Consider the following 23,674-nt stretch of genomic DNA (forward strand, 5'->3'; position numbering starts at 1 on the left):
ACCGTCGGCGGGCCAGAACGGCCTTGGCTGGAGGGACTGAGATGACGGCGCAAGAAATGGCGCACGACGCTGAACCGGGCGGCCTGCCGCTGCCCACCCCGGACATGGACGGCGACGCCCTGTTCAAACTGGGCCTGATGTATTCGGCCGGGCAGGGGGGCTGTCCCCTCGACCGGGTTTCGGCCCACATGATCTTCAATCTGGCGGCCATGAAGGGCTCGATCGAGGCCCGCGACTATCGGCGCGAGATGTCGATGGAGATGGACCGCGAAGAGATCAGCGAGGCCCAACGCGCCGCGCGCCGCTGGATCGACGCAGGCTCGGCCACTTTCGCCGCCTAGAACTGCTGATACTGCCCGTTGATCGTGTAGTTGAACCCGATGGGCAGGGCGTTGCGGATCTGGGTGAAGAAGTTGGCCAGCTCGCCCAGGTTGGAGCGCGGTACGAACAGGATGTCGCCTCGCCGCAGGGCGACGATCTCGCCGCGCCGGGGCCGGAGGTCCAGCACCCGCATCATCCGGGTGCCGCCGGGCCCGCGCCGGATCAGGGCGACCTGGGTCGGCTTTGCGGTCGGCAGGAAGCCGCCCGCCTGAATAATCGCCTGATAGGCATCGATGTCGCCGGCCATGTCATAGACCCCCGGCGTACGCACCTCTCCATCCACCCACACCTTCAGCGGCCCGGCCTGCTTCAGGGTCACCTCGACGACGGGTCGGATCAGTTCGCTCGACAGCGCGCCGCTGACCGCGGATTCCAGCTCGAACAGGGTGCGGTCCGCCGCCATCACCTGACCGACGAGCGGCAGGGAGACCCGGCCATCGGGTCCGACGCGCACTGTCCGGGTCAACTCGGGCGCCGTCGGCGTCGCGACCTCGATCTCGTCTCCCGGATAGAGGACGTACTCGGGCTCGGCGTCGGTCCAGTCGGCAAACGGAATGTCGGGGAAGCTGCTGGCCGACGCCGGTGCGACCCGCCCGTAGCCCGGTTGCGGCATGCGGCCGCCATTGCCGCCACAGGCCGAAAGCCCGAGCGCCGCGCCCAGCAGCAGCAGATGTCTGCGATCGACCGTCATTCCGTCCCGTTCCGACTCATTCTGATCAGTTAGGACCACTGTCGGGGAACGTGGGTAACCGATGGTTAACGCCGCCCCTTGAGGATCACCTGACCCTCTCGACAGGATTCTCCGTTCGTATGCGTTCCTCCGCCACATATTCCGCCCGACCGCGGTACGACCTGGCGGACATTGTCGGCCTGTTGATCCGCCAGATCGGCGTAATGCTGCTGGTGTTCCTCGTCATCGTCGCCCTCGGCACGGTGGCGGTCATGACCCTGAAAAAGACCTACACCGCCGAGGCCCGAATCTTCGCAGGCGTCGGTCAGGAATACGTCTATCAGCCGCGCGTAGGGCTGACCGAGCGGGGGCAGGCGCCGGATTCGGATGCCGTGACCCAATCCGAAGCCGCCATCCTCGACAGCCAGGAGGTCAAGCAACGAGTCGTGCGGACGCTCGGCCCGGCCGCCATTCTGGGGGACAAGGCCAGCGGCAGTCGCGCGGCCCAGGAGGCCCAGGCCATGAAGGCGCTCGCAGGTGGCCTGAAGATCGGGGTGTCACCCGGCAGTCCGGTCATCGCCGTCGGCTATGAAAGCGGCAATGCCCAGCGCTCGGCTACCGTTCTGAACGCCATCGTGGACGCCTATCTGGCCTACCGGCGCGAGTTGTTCACCGACCGCAGCACCGATGCCAATCTGGCCCAGCAACAGGCGTTCGAGGACGATCTGGCGCGGGCTGATGCCGAGTATCAGGCCTTCCTGCGGTCCAATGACATCGGCGATTTCGCCGCCGCCAAGGCGAACTATGCGACCAGCTATCAGACGGTCTACAGCGACCGTCTGTCGACCCAGGCCCTGCTGGACCAGACGGATCAGCGCTTGCGCACGCTCGAGGCGCAACTGGCGCAGACGCCTCCGGAAATCGCCCTGTCGCAGGATTTGAACGTCTCGGCCCAGGACCAGATTCTGCAGGCCCGCAACGAGCGCGAGGCCCTGTTGGCGCGCTATCTGCCCGACTCGCAGCCGGTCCGCGACATCGAGGCGCGGATTGCCCAGCTCGAGGCCTATGTCGCGGCCGGGGGCGGCGTGGGCGTCAAGGAAGTCCGCACCGGACCAAATCCCATCTGGACCGAGCTGGAGACCACCCGCGCCACGGTGCAGGCCGAGCGCGACTCGCTGCGGGCACGACTGGCCGCGCTGGACCGCCAGCTGGAACAGATCAAGGCGCGCCAATCGGACCTGATCGAGGTCGAATCGCAAAACACCACCCTGTCGAGTGAGCGCGAAGTTCTCTCGGCCAACATTCGAGAATTCCAGCAGCGCACGTCGCAGAGCCGCGCGGACAGCGCGCTGGTCCAGGCCGGCGCCGACAATGTGACGGTGATCGAGCGGGCTGTCGCGCCGACGACGGGCAAGAGCTTGAAGCTGCCGCTGCTGGCGCTGGTCATCCTGTTCGCCGGCTTCACCGCCCTGTGCGTGGGTCTGGTCCGCATATTCTCGCGGCGCGACTTCGCCACTGCTGAAGTGGTCGGGCGTACCCTCGACATGCCGGTACTGGCTGTCGCGCCGATGAAGGCCCGGTGAGGCCGCGCGCATGGTAGCCTCGGGCGTGGTGAGGCGTGTGACACCGATTCGATGATCGATTTGACGACCGAAATGGCAGAGCTGTGGGCCGCCCTGGGCCCCGGGCGCGGGCATCGCGGTCGCGTCGTGCTGTTCGTGTCGGCCCTGGCGGGTGAGGGGACCTCGACGGTCGCCCGGGAGTATGCCCGGCTGGCCGCTGTCCGTGCGCGCCGGCCGGTCTGGCTGATCGATGCGGACCTTCTGCAGCAGGACCAGATGAGCATTATCGGGGGTGATCCGGAGCGCTTTGGCCAACTGGGGCGTCCGGCCCATGCCTCGCCCGACGGATCCAGCTTCTTTGCCATCACCCCGCCGCTGGTCGGCAAGGATGGGCAGCCCGTAGCTCCGGCCCGGCTTTTGACGGCGCGTCCGGCGCTGGGCGGGCGGCTGTGGGTGACCCGCTTCAATCAGGAGGTGCTGCGCTCCGGCCAGCGCGCCGAGGCGATCGACGATGGCCGCTACTGGGATGCCCTCAGGGGACATGCCGAGACCGTGGTGATCGATGCCCCCTCGGCGGATCGCAGCGACCTTGCCCTGATCCTCGCGCCGCTTGCGGATGTGACCGTGCTGGTGGTGGCGGGACAGGCGACCGAGGCGGCCGCTCCGGTGGCGCTGCGCGACGAGATCGAGGCTGTCGGCGGCAATATTGCGGGCGTGGTGGTCAATCGTTCCACCTATCGCGTGCCGCCGCTGTTGCGCCGGCTGACGGCCTAGGCGGCGGCCCGGTCCAGTCGCTGCAACTCGGCCGCGCCGTAGAAGCGCGGCTCCAGCCCCGGCATCCACAGCACCTTGCCCAGACCGCGGACGGCCCGATCTAAGACGCGGGCGCGCTCGGGCCGATGAAGGACCACCAGCGGCAGGGCCACCAGTCCCCAAGCGACCAGCTGGGCTGCGCCGACCGCCATCCATTTCGCCACGCCTAACGGATCCTTGCGGCCCCAAGCGGCCTGCGACGGGCTCTGGCCATAGGCAAAGGCGCGCGACAGGGCATAGCTCAGGTTCGCCCGGTGTGCCGGGGCGACCTCGTCCACCCACGCGTCCGCCGACCAGCCGAACTGGCCGCCTCGCGCTTCCAGAGCGGCGAACAAGGCGTCGTCCTCTCCTCCCGAATGGTTCCAGCGGACCTCGAACGGCGCGTCCCCGGGCAGGGCGGTGGCCCGTATCATCAGACTGTTGCCGCAGCCGAACGGATGATCGATCAGGCCATCTGCGGACGGCCCTTCGCGGCCGAAGAAGGTTTCGAGATAGGGGCGCAGGTCGTCAGGTGCCCCCGGGGCACTCCCCCGGATCGGACCGAATACGACGTCGGCGCCGGTCGAGGCCTGGCTGTCCAGCAGGCTGGCCAGCCAGCGGGGTGAGGCGATCTCGTCATCGTCCAGAAAGGCGATCAGGGGTGCTTGCGTCGCCGCCAGCCCCGCGTTGCGCGCCGACGCCACACCGGACCGCGGTTCGTGCACATAGATGACGGGCACGGGCGCATCGCTGAACCCGTCGACCACGGACCGGCTGCTGGGCTGGCGATCATTGTCGACGACCACGATCTCGGACAGGCGGCCCCCAACCTGTTCCTGTGCCATCAGGGAGGCGAGGGCCGCGGCCAGTCCCTCGGGACGCCGCAGGGTGGGCACGAGGACGGCGACCCGCTCCATCAGACGGCCTCCGCATAGAGCGCGGCCCGGTAGAGCCTGAGCGCGAATGCCCGCGCCCCTGCCGGCAGCCAGTCCTGAAGCACGACGCTGCGGACCAGGCTTCTGAAGGCTCCCCGTGCCGGCAGCCGCCGGATCAGGCGCGCCGCCCGGTAGCTGGGATAGGTGGAGACGACCTCGGCATGAAGGGCGATGACCCGCGCGAAATTGTCGGCCGACTGTTCGTACTTGGCCATCAGGCTGGCCGTGGTGTCGAGGCCCATGTGGGTGGCGGGAATGTCGACGTGCCGGACGGCGTGGTTCCGGGCCACGCGCATGGCCCATTCCACGTCCTCCCAGCCCCAGCCGGAAAAGGCGGGGTCGAAGGCTTCGGCTGCAAACACATCGCGCCGTACCAGCAGGTTCGAGGTGTAGACGTATTTCTCGGGCGCCTGCTCACGCGCCTCGACCGGCAGGCACTCCGACTTCAGGGCGATGGACCGGTGCACGGCGTAGCGGGCGTCGGTCGGGGCCTGCATGAGTGAGAAGCCGCCAAAGGCGACGGCGGGGTCCTCACGCTGGATCAGGGCAAGCCAGGCGGCAAGGAAGTCGGAGCGATCCGGCCGCATGTCGCTGTCCAGAAACAGCCAGCTGTTCCCCCGCGCCGCGGACGCCAGCCGGTTGCGGCCCCGCGAGCGACCTTCATTGGCCGTCAGGGTGATCAGGCGAGCAGGGAGGCGGAGCGTTGCTACGCGCTGCTCCAGCGCGGCTGTCAGTTTCGCATCGCCGGTGCCGTCATCCAGCAGCACGACCTCAGCCTGGCCGTTCAGGTCCGGGGCCTCGGCCTCCAGCCGGTTCAGAAGATCCGTGGGATCGTCGCGCAGGAACGGGATAAGCACCGAGAGACGCGGGGTCGCACCGGCCCATGTCGGACTGTCCGTCCTACGGGCGCGGCTCATGCGGGGGCTCCCCGGGCCTTCAGGCGTCGCAAGCGCTCGCCCAGCACGTCCCGGATCCCGGCGGCGTTGAGGGTGACCACGACGGCGCCATACACAAGCGCGCCGACGCCGGCGTCCGTCATCAGTTCGAGGAAACCCCCTGTGCGCGGCAGGCGGGTGACCACGAGGGCCATGGCGCCCGAAGCCACGCCGATGCGGATCAGGCTGTCGACTGGAATGGGCAGGGCCACCACGCGCCGCCCGATCAGGATCACCGACGTCAGCCCGATGGCCAGACTGGCCGCCGTCGCCCAGGCCGCGCCCATGACCCCATGGGGCGGGATCAGGATGAGATTCAGCACCACATTGCTTGCCGCCGGAATGGCCATGGTCACGAACAGCAGGCTGGTGCGCTTGCCGAGGGTGAAGGCCTGCCCGAAGTAATAGCTGGACAGACCCGACATCAGGGCGGCCACGGCGATCCACGGTGTGATGGCCGCTGCGGCGCCGCGCAGGTCCTCGCCGATCATGAACTCCGCCATCGGCCGCGCCACCAAAGCCAGCCCCACCGCCGCCGGAATACCAATCAACAGGAAGGTCGAGGCCTGTTCGCGGGCGGCTTCCTTCAGACCGGCATGGCCGTGACGTTCCAGCGCCATCACAAGCGCCGGTCCTCCTGCAGCGCCCAGCCAGATGAACAGCACATCCAGCGTCCGGTTCGCGAGGCTGTAGGCCGCGTGATAGGCGCCGGTCGCCGCTTCATCCATGAAGACGGCCAGCAGGATACGGTCGGTCGAGCCCAGAACCAGCGTCAGCGCCAGCGACACGGCAATCGGATAGCCATAGCGCGCATAGGACAACAGACGCTTCGGATCGGCCCGGCCCCCGCGCGCGAACCTCAACTCGGCGGGCAGGACGAACGGCAGCAGGACCAGCGGCGCCAGCGCGAGCCCGATCAACGGCGAGGCAGCCCCCGCGCCCAGGATCGCAAAGACGACGCCGAAACCCAGACCGCCGACGGCCGTGAAGATATCCATCCAGGCGGATTTGGCGACCTCGCCCGAGGCGCGGTACCGCTCCTGCACCAGCCGCGCGAGGCACCGGACCGGCACGCCGGCGACCCCGACCGCCACCGCGACCCGGAATGCCGTGTCCATCGGCCACAGCCAGATGGCCAGCCCCATGACCGGCAGGAAGATGAGGGTGAGGGCAAAGGTCGCCTGATAGAGGCCGGCGAAATGGTCGGCCAGCGACGGCCCCTCGCTTTCGGCCGCCCAGAACCGCGCCATGGCCGCCTCGATCCATGTGAAAACCGCCACGTGCGTCAGGCTGAAAACCGCATAGGCCACGGCGTAGCGGCCAAAGTCATCCGGGCTCAGCAGTCGCGTGAAGGCGACCAGCGTCAGAAAGCCGACCACTCCCTGGACGATATTGGCGGGCAGATAGCCCCAGACCCCGCGCCAGAACATCGCGCCCTACCGAACCGCCAGCCGGTCGCCCAGCAGGACGGGGACGGTGACCAGCATGATCCAGAGGTCCATCCAGAGCGACTGGCGCTCGACATATTCCACGTCCAGCTGGACCCGTCGGCGGACGTCCTGAGCCGTATGCAGGGGCCCGCGAGAGCCATGAATGGCGGCCCAGCCGGTCATGCCCGGCTTGATCCGGTGCCGGTGGGCATAGTCGGCGACGAGACGCGCGGATTCGATCTGGCCGGTCTTCATGCCGATGGCGTGGGGGCGGGGGCCGACCAGGCTCATCTCGCCCTTCAGCACATTCACCAGCTGGGGCAGTTCATCGAGGCTGGTGGAGCGCAGGAGCCGGCCGAGGCGGGTGATGCGATCGTCGTCGTGGGTCACCTGCCGGCTGGCCGTGGCGTCGGTGGCCTCCTGTTTCATGGTGCGGAATTTCCAGACCACGATCTCCTCGTGGTTGAAGCCGTGCCGGCGCTGGCGGAAGAAGGCGGGACCACGGCTGTCCAGCTTCACCAGCAGGGCAATGATCGCTATCACCGGCGCCAGCAGCACCAAGGCAAGCCCCCCGATAATCAGGTCCTGAAGCCGCTTGTTGAAGGCGCGGCGGTCATCGTCGATCTGGCCGTTCAGCCGTGACAGCCGCGAGCGCGCCAGACGCTCCATGGCGGCGGCCCGGAGACGTCCGTCTTCGGTATCGACCAGCAGGCTGACGGGATTGGGCAGGGCGGTCAGCCGCCGCGTCAGGTCGCGCACCCGCTCCTCGGCGCGGGGATCGATGGCCAGCACGATGCGGTCGACATAGGGCAGGATGCGGTGCGCCATCAGCGCCTCGCTGTCCCCCAGGACCGGCACGCCCTCGACGGCCCTCGGCGAGCGCGCCATGCGATCATCGAAGACGCCGATGATGTTGAGGTCGCGCCGCTGCATGGCTTCGCGGATCATCGACTCGGCGTGTCGGGTCGCGCCGACCAGCACGACGTTCGGCGTCAGGGCGCCGTTCTCCCGCATGCGCCGGATCAGCTCCAACCAGCACAGGTGCAGGCCATAGAGGGTGACGAGCGTCAGCGCCCCCCAGACCAGGATCAGGGTGAAGTGGATGTCGCCGAGCAGGGCACCGATGGTGAGGGCCAGAACGCCGCCAGCGGCCACCAGACCCGATACGGCCCCCAGGTGCAGGATGTCCGATTGTGTCTGGCCGAACCGGTAGATGTCGATCGAGCGCATCAGTCCTAGGGTCACCGCCGCGCCCGTGATGACCGGCAGCACATCGGCCACGCGCGCGTCGCCGAGTCCCTCCGGCGTCAGCAGGAACAGGGCCAGCAGGGTCACGACCGCCACGCACAGCACGTCGATCGCATGGAAGTAGTGGACCGAGAGCCGCGCCCGCGCCCGCTCGCGGGCATTCAGCCAGACCCCCGGCCGGAACGGTCCCCGTCGATGTGTCGCCGCGTCGGCAGGGGGCGTCTCACCGCTCACCGCCGCGCGCGCCATGGCCTGCAGGCCCGCGGCATCCAGTGCGTCGGCGGCATCGGACGAGGGCTCGGGCACGGCGTTGGCAAGGCTGTTGGGCATGCGTCGGGTCGGCTTTCGGAGAGGGTCATCCTCACCCCACCACATCCGGCTGACTGTCCCGTTAACGCAGGGGCTGCAATATCCCCTTCATCCCCCTGTTGCGCGTCCGCCCGCGCTCGGCTATCGACGGCGCCTGCCGGAGACGTGGCCGAGTGGCTGAAGGCAACGGTTTGCTAAATCGTCGTACCCTGTAAGGGGTACCGAGGGTTCGAATCCCTCCGTCTCCGCCAGAACCTTGCGTGGCAAGGAAATCCTCCAGAATCAGAGGCTTTGCGCGAGTGGGTGTTACATCTGGAGCAGATGAAGACCCAATGCCCACATACCTATTTCGGCGCGGCCCCGCATATTATTTCCGCCGTGTGATACCGAAGGCCCTACGCCCACAGTTCGAGGGTAAGAAGGAACTGATCTTCTCGCTTAAGACGAAGGACCGCTCCACAGCGGCCCGCCTGTGTCGGCTAGAAGCTGTCCGGACTGACCGGTTGTTCGAGGAAATGGAGCTCCATTCTGTGGGGATCGGGCTCCCCGTAACGGATTCAATGTCAGTGCTCGAACGCGCCGCCAGACTCGCTGACGGTTGGCGAAAGGAGCGAGAAATTTACGCTGCAAGGGGCGAGCTGCCAGCGTTCAACGATCGCGTCAGACAGGCCCTAGCTGACCATGAGGCCGTCTTGAGAGGCGACTTTCCGGACTTTCCGGCAGGCTCAATGAACGCGTCGGAGGCGATGGTCATTGCCGCGCGAGCCGTACTGACAGGGGAGGGCGTGGTATCATTGCCGGTTCTTCCACCCAAAGCGCAGGCTACTCGGCCCAATCCTCAGGCCCTCACGCTGACCCAGTTGGCGGACAAATGGGCTGCAGAGGTCAAACCGACGGCAAAGTCGGTGCAGATGTGGCAACGGACTATCCGCGACTTCGACAAGTCCACGGGCAACCTACGCATTGAGCAGATCACCAAGCGCCATATCCTGGCCTTCAAAGATTCGATGCTAGCAGCCGGATCAAGCCCCGCCACAGCTAACAACCGGCTCAATCAGTTGAGAGCGCTCTTCCGTTACGCAGTCGGAAACGACCTTCTGACCGCCGATCCCTCTGTCGGTGTCAAAGCTCCTGTCACGCAGAGAGCCAAGGAAAGCCGCAAGCCGTTCGACACCGCCTCGCTCAGGTCGCTGTTCGCAGGTCCGGTCCATTCGGCCGGGGAGCGGCCCTCAAACGGGGGCGGTGAGGCGAGCTACTGGCTACCCCTAATGGCCCTCTTCACCGGAGCGAGACTAAACGAGCTTGGTCAACTTCGAGTGATCGATGTCCTACAAGAGGGGTACCTGAGAGATGGCGTAAAGGAATTGGCATGGGTTATCCGCATCACCTCAGATGAGGAGGACGGTCTCAGATTAAAGAACCAAAGTAGTGACCGACGCGTCCCGGTTCATGACGCTCTCCTAAAGCTCGGCTTTCTACAGTATGTGGAATCCACGCGCGTGAGCGGGCAGCCGAAATTGTTCCCACTCTTAAAACCAGACAGATACGGCTCGGTAACAGCCTACTGGGGCAAATGGTTTGGTTCGTATCTGCGCCGTCAGGGTGTAACGGATAGGAAGATCGTATTTCATTCCTTCCGTCATACTTTCAAGCATTATGCCAGAGATTCTGGAATTCCTAAGAGTGTCAACGACGCTATCACTGGTCATGCGAGTGGTGATGTGGCTGATGACTACGGAAGTCTCGATTATCCTATCAAGCCTCTCGTTGAGGGTATTGAGAGTTATAGCGTGCCAGAGTTCGACTCATTCAATATCCAACCTTACAAGCAATAGTGCGCTAGTACATTATGATATGTTATTAGATCATTTATTTGGACGGCTATTATAAATTAATCGAACTTGTTAATATCATATATTATACTTGAGAGGGACAAATAGATATGGGAGGCAACTCATTGCATCGCTCTCCATCAACCCACTCGGCTGAAATCCGATTGATCGGGTAGGGCGGTTTTCCCCATGTTCTAGGGTGACGAAACTAGCTCACTCCTGACAACGGATGCACTCGTAGGCAGCCCCTGCTTCTACAAATTGGAGTTTGCCGGAGCGCTCTCGAGCAAATCGCATCGCGCATCGAAAATATCTCGGCTGTTGTCAGGTCCGGCATATTCCTGCGCTTAGCCTACAATGCCGATCCAGCGATCAGCTCTGACAGATTGCACCCTAGGGCTTTTGCTATCCTCGCCAGATTGAGGATCGTGACATTCCTCTCCCCGCGCTCAATCTTTCCCATATGCGATCGGTCAATCCCCGATGCGTCGGCTAGCGCTTCCTGAGACAGATTCCGGCGCACCCGGAGTTCTCGGATATGACGGCCGAGACTGGCAAGCAGGCCGTCGTCATCCTGTGCTCCAGATATCCTCGACATCCGCATCTATGTCGAGCGCGGAGGTGTTTGCGGCCACGGTATTTACGACCCATTGAGGTCACCCTATGGTGCCGTGGGGAGGCGGTAGTCATGACTATTGTGCTTTGGGTCTTAGCAATCGGTGGAACGGTATGGCTCGCCCATATTCTGATCAGGCGTCACCAAGACGCAAAACTCGACAAAGTTCTTCGCTACTACCGGACGATGGCGGATGCCTGCCTTGGCAAAGATGAACTGAGGATCCTGAACGGTGAGCTTGAGGAGCTCTTTTCCTCGGTCATGCAGGTCGAGGGACTGTCCACGGGCGATGCAAATAGGATGGCGAAGCGAGCTGCCATACAGAGCATCATAAATCACCTGCGGTTCTGTGCTGCGTTTCCCGACCCGGACAATCTCGCGTATGTGAAACCGAGCTAGCTGCTAGGCCGCAGCCTTAGCAACTGCATGTTTGTGGGCATGGCAGTAACGCTTGACCGTCGCCACCGACAATCCGAACTGCTCCGCTGTGTCCTTGATGCTGGCCCCGTTTTCTAGCCGCCAGAGCGCCACCGTCGCTGCGTCCTGGGCCTTGGGTCGACCGAGGCTTTCCTTGCCCCTGTGCGTCCTCCCTGTGGCCTCCAGAGACGCCCTAGCGGTCACGCGACCCGCCTCGGTGCGTTCCCTGATGCGTCGGCGCTCCATAGAGGCCACTTGGGCGAGAACTGCGAGGATAAGCTCCCCAGTATCGCCGGCTAGCGTTCCGAGGCCGTGAACATGAACCTTTGCGCCTAGCGCCATGATCTGACGAACTGTGGACTGAACGTCGATTGCATCCCGGCCCAAACGGTCCACCGCATGGACGTGCACGGTATCCCCGCTACGCAACTTGCTCAGCAAATCAGAGAACCCCGGACGCGATGCAGCTAGAGTGCCACCGCTTATGCCCTCGTCACTAAACTCTTGATCGAAGTTGCCCCCGAGGGCGCTACGTTGAGCCTCGATACTCTGGTCGCCGGTCGAAACCCGGTAATATGCGATACGGTGCATGGCTGGCTCACAAGTTAGGCTGGCTGATCCCCTAGCTCATATGCGCGGCTCAATTGTGCGTCAAGTTATGTTTTGAGCCTAAGCGCAAAACTTACAACTTTTGTGCCTACCCCTTGCCCATTGAGCGGAGGATGGTGTGGGGAAGACCTAAGCAAACCTGAAAGTGCGCGGGCGTCGCAAGGGGGGTGAGGGGGAAGTAGTTTGTACACCTGCCTCAGGTGGCACTCTGCATGTGCCCGGCATTTTTAGGCCGTGAAGTGACGCTCGGGGGCTCCTTCCCCAATGGTATGAATAGCCGTCCAAATCCTTCCGCGGGCGCACAACTCTCGGTTTCCTATCGGTGGATTTCCGGCTAGGGTATGAAAAACGCTCGGGGGGAATTCGTGGCCAAAAGACCGATTAACGTGGTGCACATCAGCGATATGCACTTCACTGCAGTGAAAGCAGATGATCAGTCAGTTGTTCTTGGTGCGTTTATCAATGACATTCAGACATTAAAGAACAGCTCCGAGTTAACTGATCTATTATTTTTCAGCGGCGATGTAGTAAAAGACGCCGACGAGCAGGAGTCATATTATAATGCAGCTGACGTAATATCTGGCGCTGCGAGAGCACTGGCAATCGATGAATCGAACATCGTCATTTGCCCGGGAAACCACGATGCCGCGCGTTCGGTATTGGGGCCAGTTATAGACAAGATTGTGGGGTGGCAGAAGGCGGCAATGAGCCGTAAAGGGGCAAACGAACTTTTTGCTTCCGCTGAATTTCGGAAATATGTGTCTAAGGCATTTGAAAATTATACGGATTTTGTAACTCTTTTTTCGTCCAATTATCTCACAAAGGCGACGCCGCTATTCCAGAGTTACTACTTTAGGGAGCTCTCCCTCGGTGTCGTAGCCTTGAATACAGCGTGCCTGACCACCGCTGGCCTAGCCCATAAGGACCGAGGGTTCCTTTGCATCTCGGAGCATGCTCTTGAGGAGGCGCTTGACGCCATTCCCGTGGGGATCAGGGCGGTGGTCATTGGCCATCATCCACTCGATTGGCTGAATGAAGAGAACGAGCGAGCTGTCGAGCAGATCCTCGCATCAAGAGCTGCCGCCTATTTCCACGGCCACGTCCACGATCCCCGGCCGCGTGAAATCCGGACCATTGAGGGCAATTGCTTCTTCGCACAAAGCGGGGCTCTCTATACCGATCGCGAATATTACAATGGGTATTCTCTGCTCTCATTTATCGAGCAGGATGGCTTCCACACCAAGGCGCGTTACCGTTCCTATTTCGAACGCCGTAAGAGTTTTGACAAGGCAATCGACGTCTTGGCCTCGGCGGAATTCTTCTCCTCTGACAAGGCGCGGGAAGTCTGGAAGCTTGCAACGCCTTCAGTGGACTTTCGTTTGCTTGGTCACTGGCGGCAAGAGTTGGCTCGGCCGTACTTTGAGGCGGAATGCTGTTCTACGCTTTCCGCCAAGAGCTTGGATGACGTTTTTATTCCGCCGGACTTCGAGCGTGCCACCCCCATTAAGAAGGAAAGCGAGACCCGTGTAGGAGCCAAGGTTGAAGTTCTGAGCGCTAGCCAAGTCATTGCCGGGACCGACAACCTAATCCTCTCGTCGGACCCAGAGTCTGGGAAAACTAGCTTGCTGCGGCAGTGGGCGGTTTCAATGGCTCGCAGCGAGGGGCCATTAGAAGCTGCGGGGATACCCGTCCTTCTGTCGCATCCTGAGATACCGCAATATGCAGCGAAGGACGACGCGCTCATTCGTTCCAAGCTTCCGGACCTCCCGGATGGAGTTTCAATCAAAGCGCTACGAGAGAACGGCCTACTCACGTTCCTTGTGGACGATGTTGATCTTTCCAAATCTGGGAGGAAGCAGGCCCTAAGCGACTTCATTGAGCGCCATGCTCGGTGCCGTTTTGTGATTGCGTCGGCCACGCCCCTGATGGGTGGGTCAACCGTAGCCCCCATTGTGGCCGAGGCTGTGCCATTCACGCACCTGACGATGAAGCCCTACCGCGCTTCCCAGATGCGGAGTCTAGTTGACAAATTCGGGGCGCGGCCACCAGCGGAAGTGGACGAGATGCTCCAGCGTATGCTTCGGGAGGCCAAGAACCTTAACATGCCCCTCACGCCCGTGACGGGCACCTTCTTGATCCAAATATATGAGAGCGACGGTACTGCTCCCTACAATAGGGCCAACCTGGTCCAGCGGTTCATCGAGATTTTACTCGACAAGTTTGCGCCGCGTGATCTGATTCCTGGCGCATTTGATTTCGTCAATAGATCGGCGGTCCTGGCTGATTTGGCGGAGTTCATGACTCGTGCGGAGTCCTATGAAATTGCAGAGGCGCAGGTATTAACGAGATTTAACGAGTATATGTCGCGGTATGGGTTCTCCTATAACACGACGCACTTACTAGATTACTATGTAGAAGCTCGTATTTTAGAACGAGTTGGCTCAAATGTACAGTTCAAACTTAGGGCATTTTTGGAATACTTTATTGCATTGCGTATGACGAAGTCTATTGAATTCAAAGACTACATCTTCGAAGAAGAACGATTTCTAGGGTTCATAAGTGAAGTGTCGTTTTACTGTGCATTAGAGCGCGATGACGAGGCCTTGTTCGACATGGCGAGAGAGCGCTTTAGGTCCGAGTTGGCAGATATGTGGACCGGCGTGCCCGACCTTCCTAATGCCAAGCCGGCGCTCGAAGATATAAATATACCAGACCCGAAATCTTCCTTAGAAGAGCTTTACGGTATTGAGCAGCAGATTCTCCATACATCTCTGACTCAAGCTGATAGAGACTTGGTGCTAGATGCAGAGCATAGCTACTCTATGTTTCCGGTGGATCAAAAAGTAAAAAGAGTATTTTTTAGGGAGGATGGTGTTAAGAGTATCGGCATGCTATGCATGCTAAGTGCCATTCTTAAGCACAACGAGCTTATTGAAGACAAGAAAAAGAGAGAGGCTCTGGCCGAGGCGCTCGATGGTTGGCTTGAGTTTTGCATCCTATCTCTAGTACTCGTTCCGACCATTTCTAAAGAGAAACGCTTTTATTTCAACGGCGTTGAATACGCGATTAACTTTCCAGAGGACTGGACTTTGGGAGAGATAGCGCAGAGGCTCACTCTGACCATGCCGATCGCGGTAGCGAAGTTGGCGAGCTTCTATATGGGGACCGAGAAGCTTTCGGAGCAGCTCGCGGAGGGGCTTGGCTCAGAAACTGAGCCTCGCGGGCGGCAGCTCATGAAATTCAACATTCTCGCAGACCAAGGTACGAAGGGCATCGCCTCGTTAGCCCAAGAAGTTGGAAAGGCTGTCCAAGGGAGCCGGTATCTCTCGAATGTGTTGGTCCGCAAACTGCACGAGTTAGTCGGTCGGTATGCGCTATCCGAACCAGAACTGGAGCGGCTGCGAGAGGTAACGGCAGATACCGTTGTGCGAATCGAGGGAGCAACTGGTCGCAAGGCAGGAGAGCGGAAAGGGAAGCTGATGGCTGCGTATCGAAGCAGAGAAATGTTCTTCAAGTTGACGCACCGAGACGACAACAAATAGGCTAGATCAAAAAGATCTTTAAATGTGGCTAGGCGTGCCAGTCATCGACTGAGACATGGCAATTTCCCCTCTATGCGCTGCAACATGTGCTGACCGATGAGATTGGCAGGCCCTCTCTGGTTTGCTACATTCGTGGGCATCAACTGTCCCATCTGCGTTGCGGGGTCGACTGATTTTGCTGGATGAATCGGAGGTGTCGGCTAATCCCTCCGTCTCCGCCAGATCTTCCCCTTTTCTGTTGTCAGATTTTGCAAAACGGGCCAGCAGGGGCGTGTGCCCGACTATGCCTGTTTCAACCTGTGCCTGCGCTCGGAAATTCCGCTGCCGGAACTGAGCGAAATCGCGCTGGTCGGATCCCGGGACGTCGTCACTGTGAGCTGCGGCCCTGTAAAGGACATCGGCACCGAGACCCTTCGGCATGAGGGCCGGATCACGATCCTGAACCTGCCGGGCATTGGTCGTTTCCGCATCGAGGCGGGAACCTCGATCGTCGTGGATGGCGCGCCGGACTGCTCTGACAGGAACCTCAGGCTGTTCCTGCTCGGCTCGGCGCTGGGTGTCCTTGTTCACCAGCGTGGCCTCCTCCCGCTTCATGCCAATGCGGTGATCCTTGCGGGGAGGGCGTTGGCCTTCACGGGACCTTCCGGCGCGGGAAAGTCGACCCTGGCGGCGTGGTTTTCGGATCACGGCTACCCGGTCCTGTGCGACGATGTCTGCGTGATCGGGGTGGAGGGGGGCGCGCCTGTGGCCTACCGCGGTCTGCCGCGTCTCAAGCTGTGGGCGGATGCGGCCGAGAAGAGAGGCCAGACGCTTGAAGCGCTCGAGCGCGTTCACGACGACCTCGACAAATACCAGATGCCCCTGCCGGTCGAAGTCAACGAGACCCCGGTTCCGCTCGCCGCCGTCATTCGTTTGAAGCGGGCGGGGGAGGAGGACGGCACTCTGACGCGTGTGCGGGGCAGAAGCGCGCTGCAACTGCTGATGTCTGAAACCTATCGGCGCGCGGTGGTCGGTGCCCTCGGGCTGCAGGCAGAGCATTTTCGCAACTGCATCGCTGTGGCGTCGGGCGCCGCAATTCTGGAGTGGGCGCGGCCCTGGGGACATGATGTCTTCGATGCCGAGGTCGAGGCAATGGTTGACCGCCTTCTCCGATCAGGGATGGGAAAGAAACTGGCATGAGCTGCATGGAAACGACCTTTGCCGACGATCAGCGTGTCGTGGCGTCGGGGGACCTGATAACCACCCGCGTCGATGGTGAGGTCATGGCCATGAACGTGGAGCGCGGGACCTGTTACGGGCTGGACGCCATCGGGTCGCGCATCTGGGACCTGATCGCGTCCCCTGTCGCCGTCGGCGATGTCATCGGACAACTGACGACGGAATACGATGTCTCGCGGGAGGTCTGCCGGACCGACGTGTTCGCCCTTCTGACCTCGCTCGAATCAGAGGGATTGATCCGACGGCTGTGAGGGCTTCGGCAGGCGCCGACAGCCGGTTGGCGGAGGCGCTGGAGCCACGCAATGCCCGATTTACGGGAACGCCCGTCGCTTTACGCGATTGAGTTTGACAGATTTTGCTTCCGTGGCACTGTCTGCAAAACCAGTAAGGATTCAACCGCTATGAGCGACCCTGTCGTCACCCCTGATGAAACGCTTCCGTCCTCGACCGTGAAGACATGGACGGCCCCGCAACTGCAGCGACTGGATGTCGGCCAGGCCGAGAATGACGTCACCCCCGGAACCGACGGGATCACCTCCGCCTCTTGACCTGGAGGGGGCCGCGCTGGCCGGATTGGCTCTTTCGGGTCTGATGCCGATCACTGCCGTCGCCTCAAGGGGGCTGCTTTGAATTCGGCGAACGCTGACGCGCGATGACGGCTCTGTCGGGATGCTGGCGTCTGGACGGGCGGCCCGTTCTGTCTGAATGCCGAGCCATGGACCACGCCCAGCGCATGTACGGGCTGGACGGCGAGGGCGCATGGGACGGCGGCAACATCGCCTTTGCCCTGCGACGCTCGGACCGACTGGATGAAGACCGCTTCGATGTGCCACCGCTCGTCAGCGGCTGTGGTCGCTATACGCTCGTGGCAGATGTGCGGCTGGATGATCGCGCCGGAATGGCCGCTGCGCTCGACATGCCGGCTGGCGAGGCGGCGGTCATGTCAGATACGCGTCTCGTCCTTCGGGCCTGGGAGAAATGGCGGCTCGGTCTGTTTGACCATGTCTATGGCGACTATGCCCTTGCCGTCTGGGATAGCCAGGAACAGCAGCTGACCCTGGCCCGTGACGCCCTGGGGGCCAAGCCGCTCCACTTTCACCACAGGGATGGATTTGTCGCTTTTGCCTCGATGGCCAAGGGCCTCCATGCCCTGCCCGATGTTCCGATCGAGCCTGATGAAGCGGCGCTGGCCGGCCTGCTGGCCCTTATCCCCGAGAGCGGACCGGGGACATGGTTTCGTCATGTCTGGCGCGTCGAACCCGGTCACTATGTCCAGTTCAGCCGGCGAGGAATGGTCACACGCCGACATTGGGAACCGGACCGCAACCGGCCTGTGCCCGTGGACTTCGAGGCGCAGGTCGAGGGCTTCCGTGAGCTTCTGGATCGTGCGGTTGCCGCGCGGCTGAGGGGGGCGGGAAGGCGGGTCGGCAGTCATCTGAGTGCCGGGCTCGACAGCGCGGCAGTCACGGCTACGGCCGCCCGGCTCATGGCCGACCGGGGGGGGCAGGTGACCGCCTTCACGGCGGCACCGCGACGCGGGGCTGATCTGCCTGGCAAGCCGGGCCGCATCGAGGACGAGTCGCGTCTCGCGACCGCGACTGCCCGGCTCTATCCCAATATAGACCACCGGGTCGTGCGCAGCGGTGGACACGACCTCGCCAGCCCTCTGGACCAGGCGTTTCTCCTGTTCGAGCGCCCGGTCCTCAACATCTGCAATCTCGGCTGGACGAACCGCATCAACGATGAGGCTCGCCAGCTCGGACTCGCGGTGATGCTGGTCGGCAATGCGGGGAATATGAGCTTCAGCTACAGCGGGACGACCCTGCCCGGGGAGCTCCTGATGCGAGGCGACGTGGTCGGTCTGGTGCGGGAAGGCCGGGGTCTCGTTCGCTCCGGACGAATGCGCTGGAAAGGCTATCTCGCCAGGTCCTTCGGACAGCTCGTGCCCGATACGCTCTGGCGCGTCGCGGGCCGCCTCCGGGGCCGGGTCACCCGGCTGGGCGACTACTCGGCCCTCCCGGAGAGCGCGGTCGTGCAATACGATATTGCCGCGCGCGCCGAGGCGGCGGGCCATGACCTCGGCTACCGCGCCGAAGCCGATGCCTTCGCCCAACGGCTTCGCATCCTGCGGAGGTTCGATCCCGGCAACTACAACAAGGGCATGCTCGCGGGCTGGGGGCTGGATATCCGCGATCCGACGGCGGACCGACGTCTGGTGGAATACTGCCTCGCGCTCCCGACGCGGGCGTTTCTGGCCGAAGGTCTGCCGCGCCGGCTGGCGCGCGTGGGACTGGCTGACCGGTTGCCTTCCGAGGTCATTGGCGAACGGGCCAAGGGCTATCAGGCTGCTGACTGGTTTGAGGACCTCCAGAGGTCTCACCACAGTCTGCACGACGAGTTGGGACGTCTGCGCCACGTCGAGGGCGCAGGGGCACTGCTGGATCTTGACCGACTGGAAGCGGCTCTGGAAAACCTGCCGGCCGACGGGTGGGCGCGGCCTGAAGTGGAACGCGAGTATCGTCTGAAGTTGCTACGCGGCATTTCCGCGGGCCATTTCCTCAGGAAGGCGTCCCGTACGAATGCCTGAATCCGGGAAATCCCAGGCATTGGGTCAGGCAGGCGGCTTCATCCGCGATCTGGCGAATTATGTGGGCCGCCGCACGCCGGGTCTGCTGCTCCTGGTTGCGGCGGGGGCCGTGCTGGAGGGAGCCAGCCTGTTCCTGCTCGTCCCCCTGCTGGCCACCCTGTTCGCCGGGGACAACCCGCTCTCCGGGCTGCCCGCCGCCGTGTGGACCCTTCTCCCACAGGTCCGGGATTCGGCCCGCCTGCCCATAATCCTGCTGCTCTTCGGGGGAGTGATGGGCCTGAGGGCTCTTGTCCTCTGGCAGCGCGATCTCCGGCTGGGCGCTCTGCAGATCGGCTACCTGGAGTCGAAGAGGTCCATGCTGGCGCAGGCTTTGGCGGACAGCCGGTGGACCGAGCTCAATGCCCTGGGCCATGGGCGCATCACCCATCTGATGAGCGGCGACATCCAGCGATGCTCAGCAGGGGTGCATTTCCTGCTGCAGGGTGGCGTCGCCGTCGTCCTGGTCGTCGTTCAGGCTGCTGTTGCGGTGATGCTGGCCCCGCAGCTGGCGCTTGTCGCGCTCGGCTTGCTCGCAGTCGGCGCGCTCGTCATGGGCCGCTGGCTGGGCGCGACGCGCTACATCGGCGCGAGAGTTACCGCGGCGAACATGGCCATCATGGTCGAGCTCGGCCGCTTTCTGGGGGGACTCAAGGCCGCGATGAGCCAGAATATGGATGCCGCCTTCGTGGCCGGCTTCCGACGCGACCTCGACCTCGCCGCCCGGCAGCAGATTGCCTTCGTCAACCGGCAGGCCGCCCTGCGCGTGATGTGGAGTTTGCTCGGCGCGGCCGTCGCGTGCGGCGTCCTGATGCTCGGCTATTTCGTGCTGGGGTCACCGCCGGCCGTCTTGCTGGCCCTTCTGGTCGTGCTGGCGCGAGTTGCCGCCCCCGCCGCGCAAATCCAGTCGGGCATGCAGCAGATCGCCTATGCCCTGCCGGCCTGGCAGGCCCTGCAGCAAATCCTGACCGAGCTGCCTTTGCGCGACCGGACGGGCGAGCCGGCCACCAGCCAGCTCCCCCGAAATCGTCCGGTTCGCTTTGAGGGCGTCACGTGCCTGCATACGGCCTCGGGAGGGCGGGGTGGTGTGCGCGAGCTCAGCATTGCGCTCCAGCCCGGAGAGCTGATCGCGGTGGGTGGCTCGTCTGGCGCCGGCAAGACCACCTTCGCGGACCTGCTCGCGGGCCTGCTGGAGCCGCAGCAGGGCCAGATCACCGTAGGAGACCAGCGACTCGATGCTGGCACCGTCCCGGACTGGCGCTCGAGGCTGGCCTACGTCACCCAGGACCCGCTGCTCTTCAACGACACGGTGCGGAACAACCTCCTTTGGGGCGGGGTCGATGCCGACGAGACAGCGATCGCCCGGGCCCTCGAACTCACCGGCGCCGACCAGGTCGTCGGTCGCATGCCGGAGGGCCTCGACAGCATTGTGGGAGAGAATGGCGCGCTCGTGTCCGGAGGCGAGCGTCAACGCCTTGCCCTGTCGCGGGCGTTGCTGCGGCGTCCCGAGGTCATGATCCTGGACGAGGCCACCTCCGCTCTCGATGCCGAGAGCGAGGCCGCCGTCCTGGCCGCCCTCGCTGCGCTCGAGCCGCGCCCGCTGATGGTGGTCATCTCCCACCGCCCCCAGGTCCTGGCGGCATGCGACCGCCGTCTCATGTTCGAGGGGGGGCGTCTGATCGACGACACCCGCCGATGAGCGCTCCCCTTCCGCTGGAGCTCCGGCTTGTGGCGGCCTGTTGTCGCCCCGGTGCCGAACGGGCGGCCGATGACGCCGTGGTGCGGCTTGCGGCGCATCCCGCATTGGACGGCAAGGCTCTCCTCGCTACCGTCGCCCGACACAGGGTTGCGCCCCAGGTCCTTGCGGCCCTGCAAAAGGCCGGCGTCGAGCCTGATCCCGCGACCGGCGCAGGACTGAGGGACATGGCGTCCCGCGCGGCGATGCGGAGCCTTCTGCTGGCCGGAGAGAGCGTGGCCCTGCAGACGACCTTCGATCAGGCCGGCCTTCATGCCATCTTTCTGAAGGGCACGGCTCTCGCCTGCCTGATCCATGACGACATCGGCCTCAAGGACTCGTGGGACATCGACCTGCTGGTTCCGCCCGCTCAGATCGACGCGGCGCTCACGCTGCTGGCCAGCCGGGGCTATGTGCTGCATCGCCCCGATGGGCTGTCGCCCGAGGCCTTCGCTCGCTTCCAGACCGTGTCGAAAGAGTGCGTTCTGATGCACCCGGTGCGCAAGGTCTTCGTCGAACTTCACTGGAAACTCGTCGATAATCCACATGAGCTGGCCGGGTTGAGCCTCTCGCGTACCCGGCGTGTGTCGGTTGCGTCGGGGCATTTGCGGACATTGGCCGACGCCGAGCTGTTTGCCTATCTGACCGTTCACGGCACCCGCCACAGCTGGTCGCGCCTGAAGTGGATCGCGGACGTCGCGGCCTTCCTGCGGCAGAAGTCGGAAGCCGAGGTTCGGGGACTGAGGGATGAGGCCGTGGCCATGGGCGGCGGACGCGGACCTGATGTGGCCCTGCACCTTTGTTCGACCTTGTTCGACATGCCTGTGCCGCTGCAGCGGCTGGACCTGGCAGGACGCTATCTGGTTCAGGGCGCGCTCTCGAATCTGGCCTGGGGCGAGGGCCGGACCGAGGTTTCGGCTCACAGCAGGCCGTGGTGGATGAACCGCATCGGCCGCCACTTCACCGGCGGGTCCCGGCAAGCTTTTCTGTTCGAGCTGGCGCGCAACGGCCGGGGCGACCACGACCGGGTCGAGCTTGGTCTGCCGCGGGGCCTGACCGCCCTCTACTATCTGCTGCGACTGCCCCGGTGGCTGTGGCGGCGGCTGGCGCCCGTTGGGCGGAGGGCATCATGAAAGTGACCGATGTGCCGATCCTGACCGAGGCCGTTGTCGCGCTCGGGATCGGGGCATTCGCAGTGGCCTTCATCCCGTTCCGACGCGTCGCCCGGACCGTCCAGTCTGCAGGGGGGCGGCCGGCGGTGTCGCGGGACGAAATCCTGCCGGTCAGGCGCGCGGTCCGGCGCGCCGCGCGGAACGTTCCCTGGCGCGCCCTGTGTTTCGAACAGGGTCTGGCGGTTCAGGCGATGCTGCGGCGTCGGGGCCTCTCCTGTGTTCTTCACTATGGAATCGCCCGAGAGCCTACGCCCGGAAGAGGTCTTCAGGCGCACGTCTGGGTGACATCGGGCGGGCACATGGTAATCGGGGAGGAAGCCGCGCCCAGATTCGTCGAACTGGCCCGGTTCCCGGCGAAAGATCAGGCGGCGACATGCGACAGCACCTAAAGCCGGGGTTCGAGGAGGCGCGCACTGGCAGTTGCCTGCCCAGGCTCGACTTCGAGGGGCGCGCACCCCTGGAATTCCCCGGCATGGTCCGGGCCCTGCAGCTGCCCCACAAATATTGGTCGTCGGCCTGTCTTGAGGCGCGAGCCGTCGAGGCCCGGGTCGGCAAGCGCCGCATCGTCATGCTGACGGATCCGGCCACGGTTGTGAGGGTGCTCCAGAACCGTGAAGGTCTCTATCCACGGTCACGCCTCCACGACCGCGTCCTCGGCAGCAGCTTTGGCGATACCCTGCTCCAGGGCGAGGAGATGGAGTGGCCGGCATGGCGTCAGGCCTTCCTCAGTCCAATTCAGGGCACGCAAGAACGTACGACGGTCGAGCGCGTCGCGCGGGCCTGCTCCCATGTCCTGTCGAGCTGGACGGAGGGACCGGTCGACCTGTTTCGCGGGGCCCGGCATCTGACCATGCAAGCCCTCTGGCGCGCCTTCTTCTGCACAGAGGAGGAGGCCGCGGAGAGTGATCCGCTGCTCGAGGCGACGGCCGAGGATATGGATCGCCTGGCCTATGCCCCCCTCCGTGACCAGATCGCCTGCCTCCGGGCGTTGAGTGCCCGGGCAGTAGCGGTGCGCGCCGAGGACTTCGGCGAGCCTTACCGCATGCTCAACACGGCCCTGCTGTTCCTGCATGCCGGACATGACAATGCGACGGCCACCCTGACCTGGGCGCTCTGGTTGCTCGCCAAACACCCGGACATCCAGGACCGGGTGAGGGAAGAATGGGCCGCCGGTCCCGGGCCGGCCGATCCGGCGAGAGACTTGCGGTCCTGCCCCCTGACCAGCGCCGTCATTCACGAAGCCCTCAGGCTCTACCCGCCGATTCCGCAAATCCTGCGGGACGTGACCGTCGATCTGGACGTTGCGGGGGAGGTCGTGCCCGGTGGATTTACCGCAGTCCTCGGCATCTATCCCATGCACCGCAATCGCGATCTGTGGGAGCGGCCCGACGACTTCGTGCCGGATCGCTTCATGGGCGCGGACCTCGCCGCCCACCGCAAGCTCTGGCTGCCGTTCGGGGCCGGGCCGCGGGGGTGCGTGGGCACCTCCTTCGCCTTCCTCGTGCTCAGTCGGGCCATCGGCCATGTGGTCGGCGCCTATGACCTGTCGCCAAATCCGGGGCAGGATCTCACCTGCTGGGTCGACTTTGCCCTTCGTCCTCATGGTCGCGCCCCGATCCGGGTCCGGCCGCGAGCGCGGTGACCGGCG

At 63.7% G+C, this 23,674-nt stretch carries 21 protein-coding genes and 1 tRNA gene; 15 read left to right on the forward strand and 7 right to left on the reverse strand.

What is annotated here, in order from left to right; genetic code table 11:
• The first annotated feature begins 41 nt into the window (after positions 1 to 41).
• Complete coding sequence (locus tag J7346_RS02955; RefSeq protein WP_209117606.1) at positions 42 to 341, forward strand: sel1 repeat family protein; 300 nt, start codon at positions 42 to 44, stop codon at positions 339 to 341.
• On the opposite strand, the gene J7346_RS02960 is transcribed toward J7346_RS02955, so the two are convergent.
• On the reverse strand, positions 338 to 1,072 hold the full coding sequence (locus J7346_RS02960) for a polysaccharide biosynthesis/export family protein (RefSeq protein ID WP_209117608.1): 735 nt from the start codon (positions 1,070 to 1,072) through the stop codon (positions 338 to 340). The genes J7346_RS02955 and J7346_RS02960 overlap by 4 nt on opposite strands.
• Positions 1,073 to 1,191: 119 nt before the next feature.
• Between J7346_RS02960 and J7346_RS02965 the strand changes: the two genes are divergently transcribed.
• Positions 1,192 to 2,634 carry a Wzz/FepE/Etk N-terminal domain-containing protein gene (locus J7346_RS02965; RefSeq protein ID WP_209117610.1) on the forward strand — a complete coding sequence of 481 codons (1,443 nt, stop codon included), beginning with the start codon at positions 1,192 to 1,194 and terminating at the stop codon, positions 2,632 to 2,634.
• Positions 2,635 to 2,685: 51 nt separating this feature from the next.
• On the forward strand, positions 2,686 to 3,387 hold the full coding sequence (locus J7346_RS02970) for a hfsB (RefSeq protein ID WP_209117612.1): 702 nt from the start codon (positions 2,686 to 2,688) through the stop codon (positions 3,385 to 3,387).
• Here J7346_RS02970 and J7346_RS02975 read toward each other — a convergent pair.
• The 4 genes from J7346_RS02975 to J7346_RS02990 are packed head-to-tail and all read right to left on the reverse strand — an operon-like array spanning position 3,384 to position 8,283.
• On the reverse strand, positions 3,384 to 4,322 hold the full coding sequence (locus tag J7346_RS02975) for a glycosyltransferase (protein ID WP_209117614.1): 939 nt from the start codon (positions 4,320 to 4,322) through the stop codon (positions 3,384 to 3,386). The two genes, J7346_RS02970 and J7346_RS02975, sit on opposite strands and share 4 nt — an antisense overlap.
• Positions 4,322 to 5,257: a glycosyltransferase family 2 protein gene (locus J7346_RS02980; protein ID WP_209117616.1), complete on the reverse strand. Its 936-nt coding sequence runs from the start codon at positions 5,255 to 5,257 to the stop codon at positions 4,322 to 4,324. Before J7346_RS02980 ends, J7346_RS02975 begins: the two co-directional genes overlap by 1 nt.
• Complete coding sequence (locus J7346_RS02985; RefSeq protein ID WP_209117618.1) at positions 5,254 to 6,705, reverse strand: lipopolysaccharide biosynthesis protein; 1,452 nt, start codon at positions 6,703 to 6,705, stop codon at positions 5,254 to 5,256. The genes J7346_RS02980 and J7346_RS02985 overlap by 4 nt, the downstream gene beginning before the upstream one ends.
• Positions 6,706 to 6,711: 6 nt before the next feature.
• The gene (locus J7346_RS02990) at positions 6,712 to 8,283 is read right to left on the reverse strand and encodes an exopolysaccharide biosynthesis polyprenyl glycosylphosphotransferase (protein ID WP_245157600.1); all 1,572 of its coding nucleotides are present in this window, start codon (positions 8,281 to 8,283) and stop codon (positions 6,712 to 6,714) included.
• A 138-nt stretch (positions 8,284 to 8,421) separates the two neighbouring features.
• Here J7346_RS02990 and J7346_RS02995 point away from each other — a divergent pair.
• Positions 8,422 to 8,513: transfer RNA gene (locus tag J7346_RS02995), tRNA-Ser, on the forward strand.
• Between the two features lie 315 nt (positions 8,514 to 8,828).
• Positions 8,829 to 10,097, forward strand: coding sequence for a site-specific integrase (locus J7346_RS03000; protein ID WP_209117620.1), 1,269 nt, complete (start codon positions 8,829 to 8,831; stop codon positions 10,095 to 10,097).
• A gap of 349 nt (positions 10,098 to 10,446) precedes the next feature.
• On the opposite strand, the gene J7346_RS03005 is transcribed toward J7346_RS03000, so the two are convergent.
• On the reverse strand, positions 10,447 to 10,698 hold the full coding sequence (locus J7346_RS03005) for a helix-turn-helix transcriptional regulator (RefSeq protein WP_348521440.1): 252 nt from the start codon (positions 10,696 to 10,698) through the stop codon (positions 10,447 to 10,449).
• Positions 10,699 to 10,782: 84 nt separating this feature from the next.
• Here J7346_RS03005 and J7346_RS03010 point away from each other — a divergent pair, with 84 nt between their 5' ends.
• The gene (locus tag J7346_RS03010; protein WP_209117624.1) at positions 10,783 to 11,109 is read left to right on the forward strand and encodes a hypothetical protein; all 327 of its coding nucleotides are present in this window, start codon (positions 10,783 to 10,785) and stop codon (positions 11,107 to 11,109) included.
• Positions 11,110 to 11,112: 3 nt separating this feature from the next.
• Here the strand turns inward: J7346_RS03010 and J7346_RS03015 are convergent, their stop codons facing one another.
• Entirely contained in the window at positions 11,113 to 11,718 is a 606-nt protein-coding gene (locus tag J7346_RS03015; protein WP_209117626.1) for a recombinase family protein, read from the reverse strand.
• A gap of 383 nt (positions 11,719 to 12,101) precedes the next feature.
• On the opposite strand from J7346_RS03015, the gene J7346_RS03020 reads away from it, so the two are divergent.
• From J7346_RS03020 to J7346_RS03060, 9 genes are all read left to right on the forward strand, one after another.
• Positions 12,102 to 15,278, forward strand: coding sequence for a metallophosphoesterase (locus tag J7346_RS03020; RefSeq protein WP_209117628.1), 3,177 nt, complete (start codon positions 12,102 to 12,104; stop codon positions 15,276 to 15,278).
• A 273-nt stretch (positions 15,279 to 15,551) separates the two neighbouring features.
• Positions 15,552 to 16,457, forward strand: a complete 906-nt coding sequence (locus tag J7346_RS03025) for a hypothetical protein (protein ID WP_209117630.1) — start codon at positions 15,552 to 15,554, stop codon at positions 16,455 to 16,457.
• A complete protein-coding gene (locus tag J7346_RS03030; RefSeq protein ID WP_209117632.1) occupies positions 16,454 to 16,747 on the forward strand; it encodes a PqqD family peptide modification chaperone in 294 nt (97 codons plus the stop codon). Before J7346_RS03025 ends, J7346_RS03030 begins: the two co-directional genes overlap by 4 nt.
• A gap of 150 nt (positions 16,748 to 16,897) precedes the next feature.
• On the forward strand, positions 16,898 to 17,044 hold the full coding sequence (locus J7346_RS03035) for a hypothetical protein (protein WP_209117633.1): 147 nt from the start codon (positions 16,898 to 16,900) through the stop codon (positions 17,042 to 17,044).
• 167 nt (positions 17,045 to 17,211) lie between these two features.
• Positions 17,212 to 19,083 carry an asparagine synthase-related protein gene (locus tag J7346_RS03040; RefSeq protein WP_209117635.1) on the forward strand — a complete coding sequence of 624 codons (1,872 nt, stop codon included), beginning with the start codon at positions 17,212 to 17,214 and terminating at the stop codon, positions 19,081 to 19,083.
• Complete coding sequence (locus tag J7346_RS03045) at positions 19,076 to 20,818, forward strand: ABC transporter ATP-binding protein (protein WP_209117637.1); 1,743 nt, start codon at positions 19,076 to 19,078, stop codon at positions 20,816 to 20,818. Before J7346_RS03040 ends, J7346_RS03045 begins: the two co-directional genes overlap by 8 nt.
• Complete coding sequence (locus J7346_RS03050) at positions 20,815 to 21,987, forward strand: nucleotidyltransferase family protein (protein WP_209117639.1); 1,173 nt, start codon at positions 20,815 to 20,817, stop codon at positions 21,985 to 21,987. Before J7346_RS03045 ends, J7346_RS03050 begins: the two co-directional genes overlap by 4 nt.
• Positions 21,984 to 22,415 (forward strand): lasso peptide biosynthesis B2 protein, encoded by a 432-nt coding sequence (locus J7346_RS03055; RefSeq protein ID WP_209117641.1) that lies wholly within the window; start codon positions 21,984 to 21,986, stop codon positions 22,413 to 22,415. The genes J7346_RS03050 and J7346_RS03055 overlap by 4 nt, the downstream gene beginning before the upstream one ends.
• Positions 22,400 to 23,668 (forward strand): cytochrome P450, encoded by a 1,269-nt coding sequence (locus J7346_RS03060; protein ID WP_209117643.1) that lies wholly within the window; start codon positions 22,400 to 22,402, stop codon positions 23,666 to 23,668. The genes J7346_RS03055 and J7346_RS03060 overlap by 16 nt, the downstream gene beginning before the upstream one ends.
• Positions 23,669 to 23,674: the final 6 nt, after the last annotated feature.

Origin of the sequence: Brevundimonas sp. A19_0 (assembly GCF_017744255.1) — a bacterium.
GTDB lineage: Bacteria > Pseudomonadota > Alphaproteobacteria > Caulobacterales > Caulobacteraceae > Brevundimonas.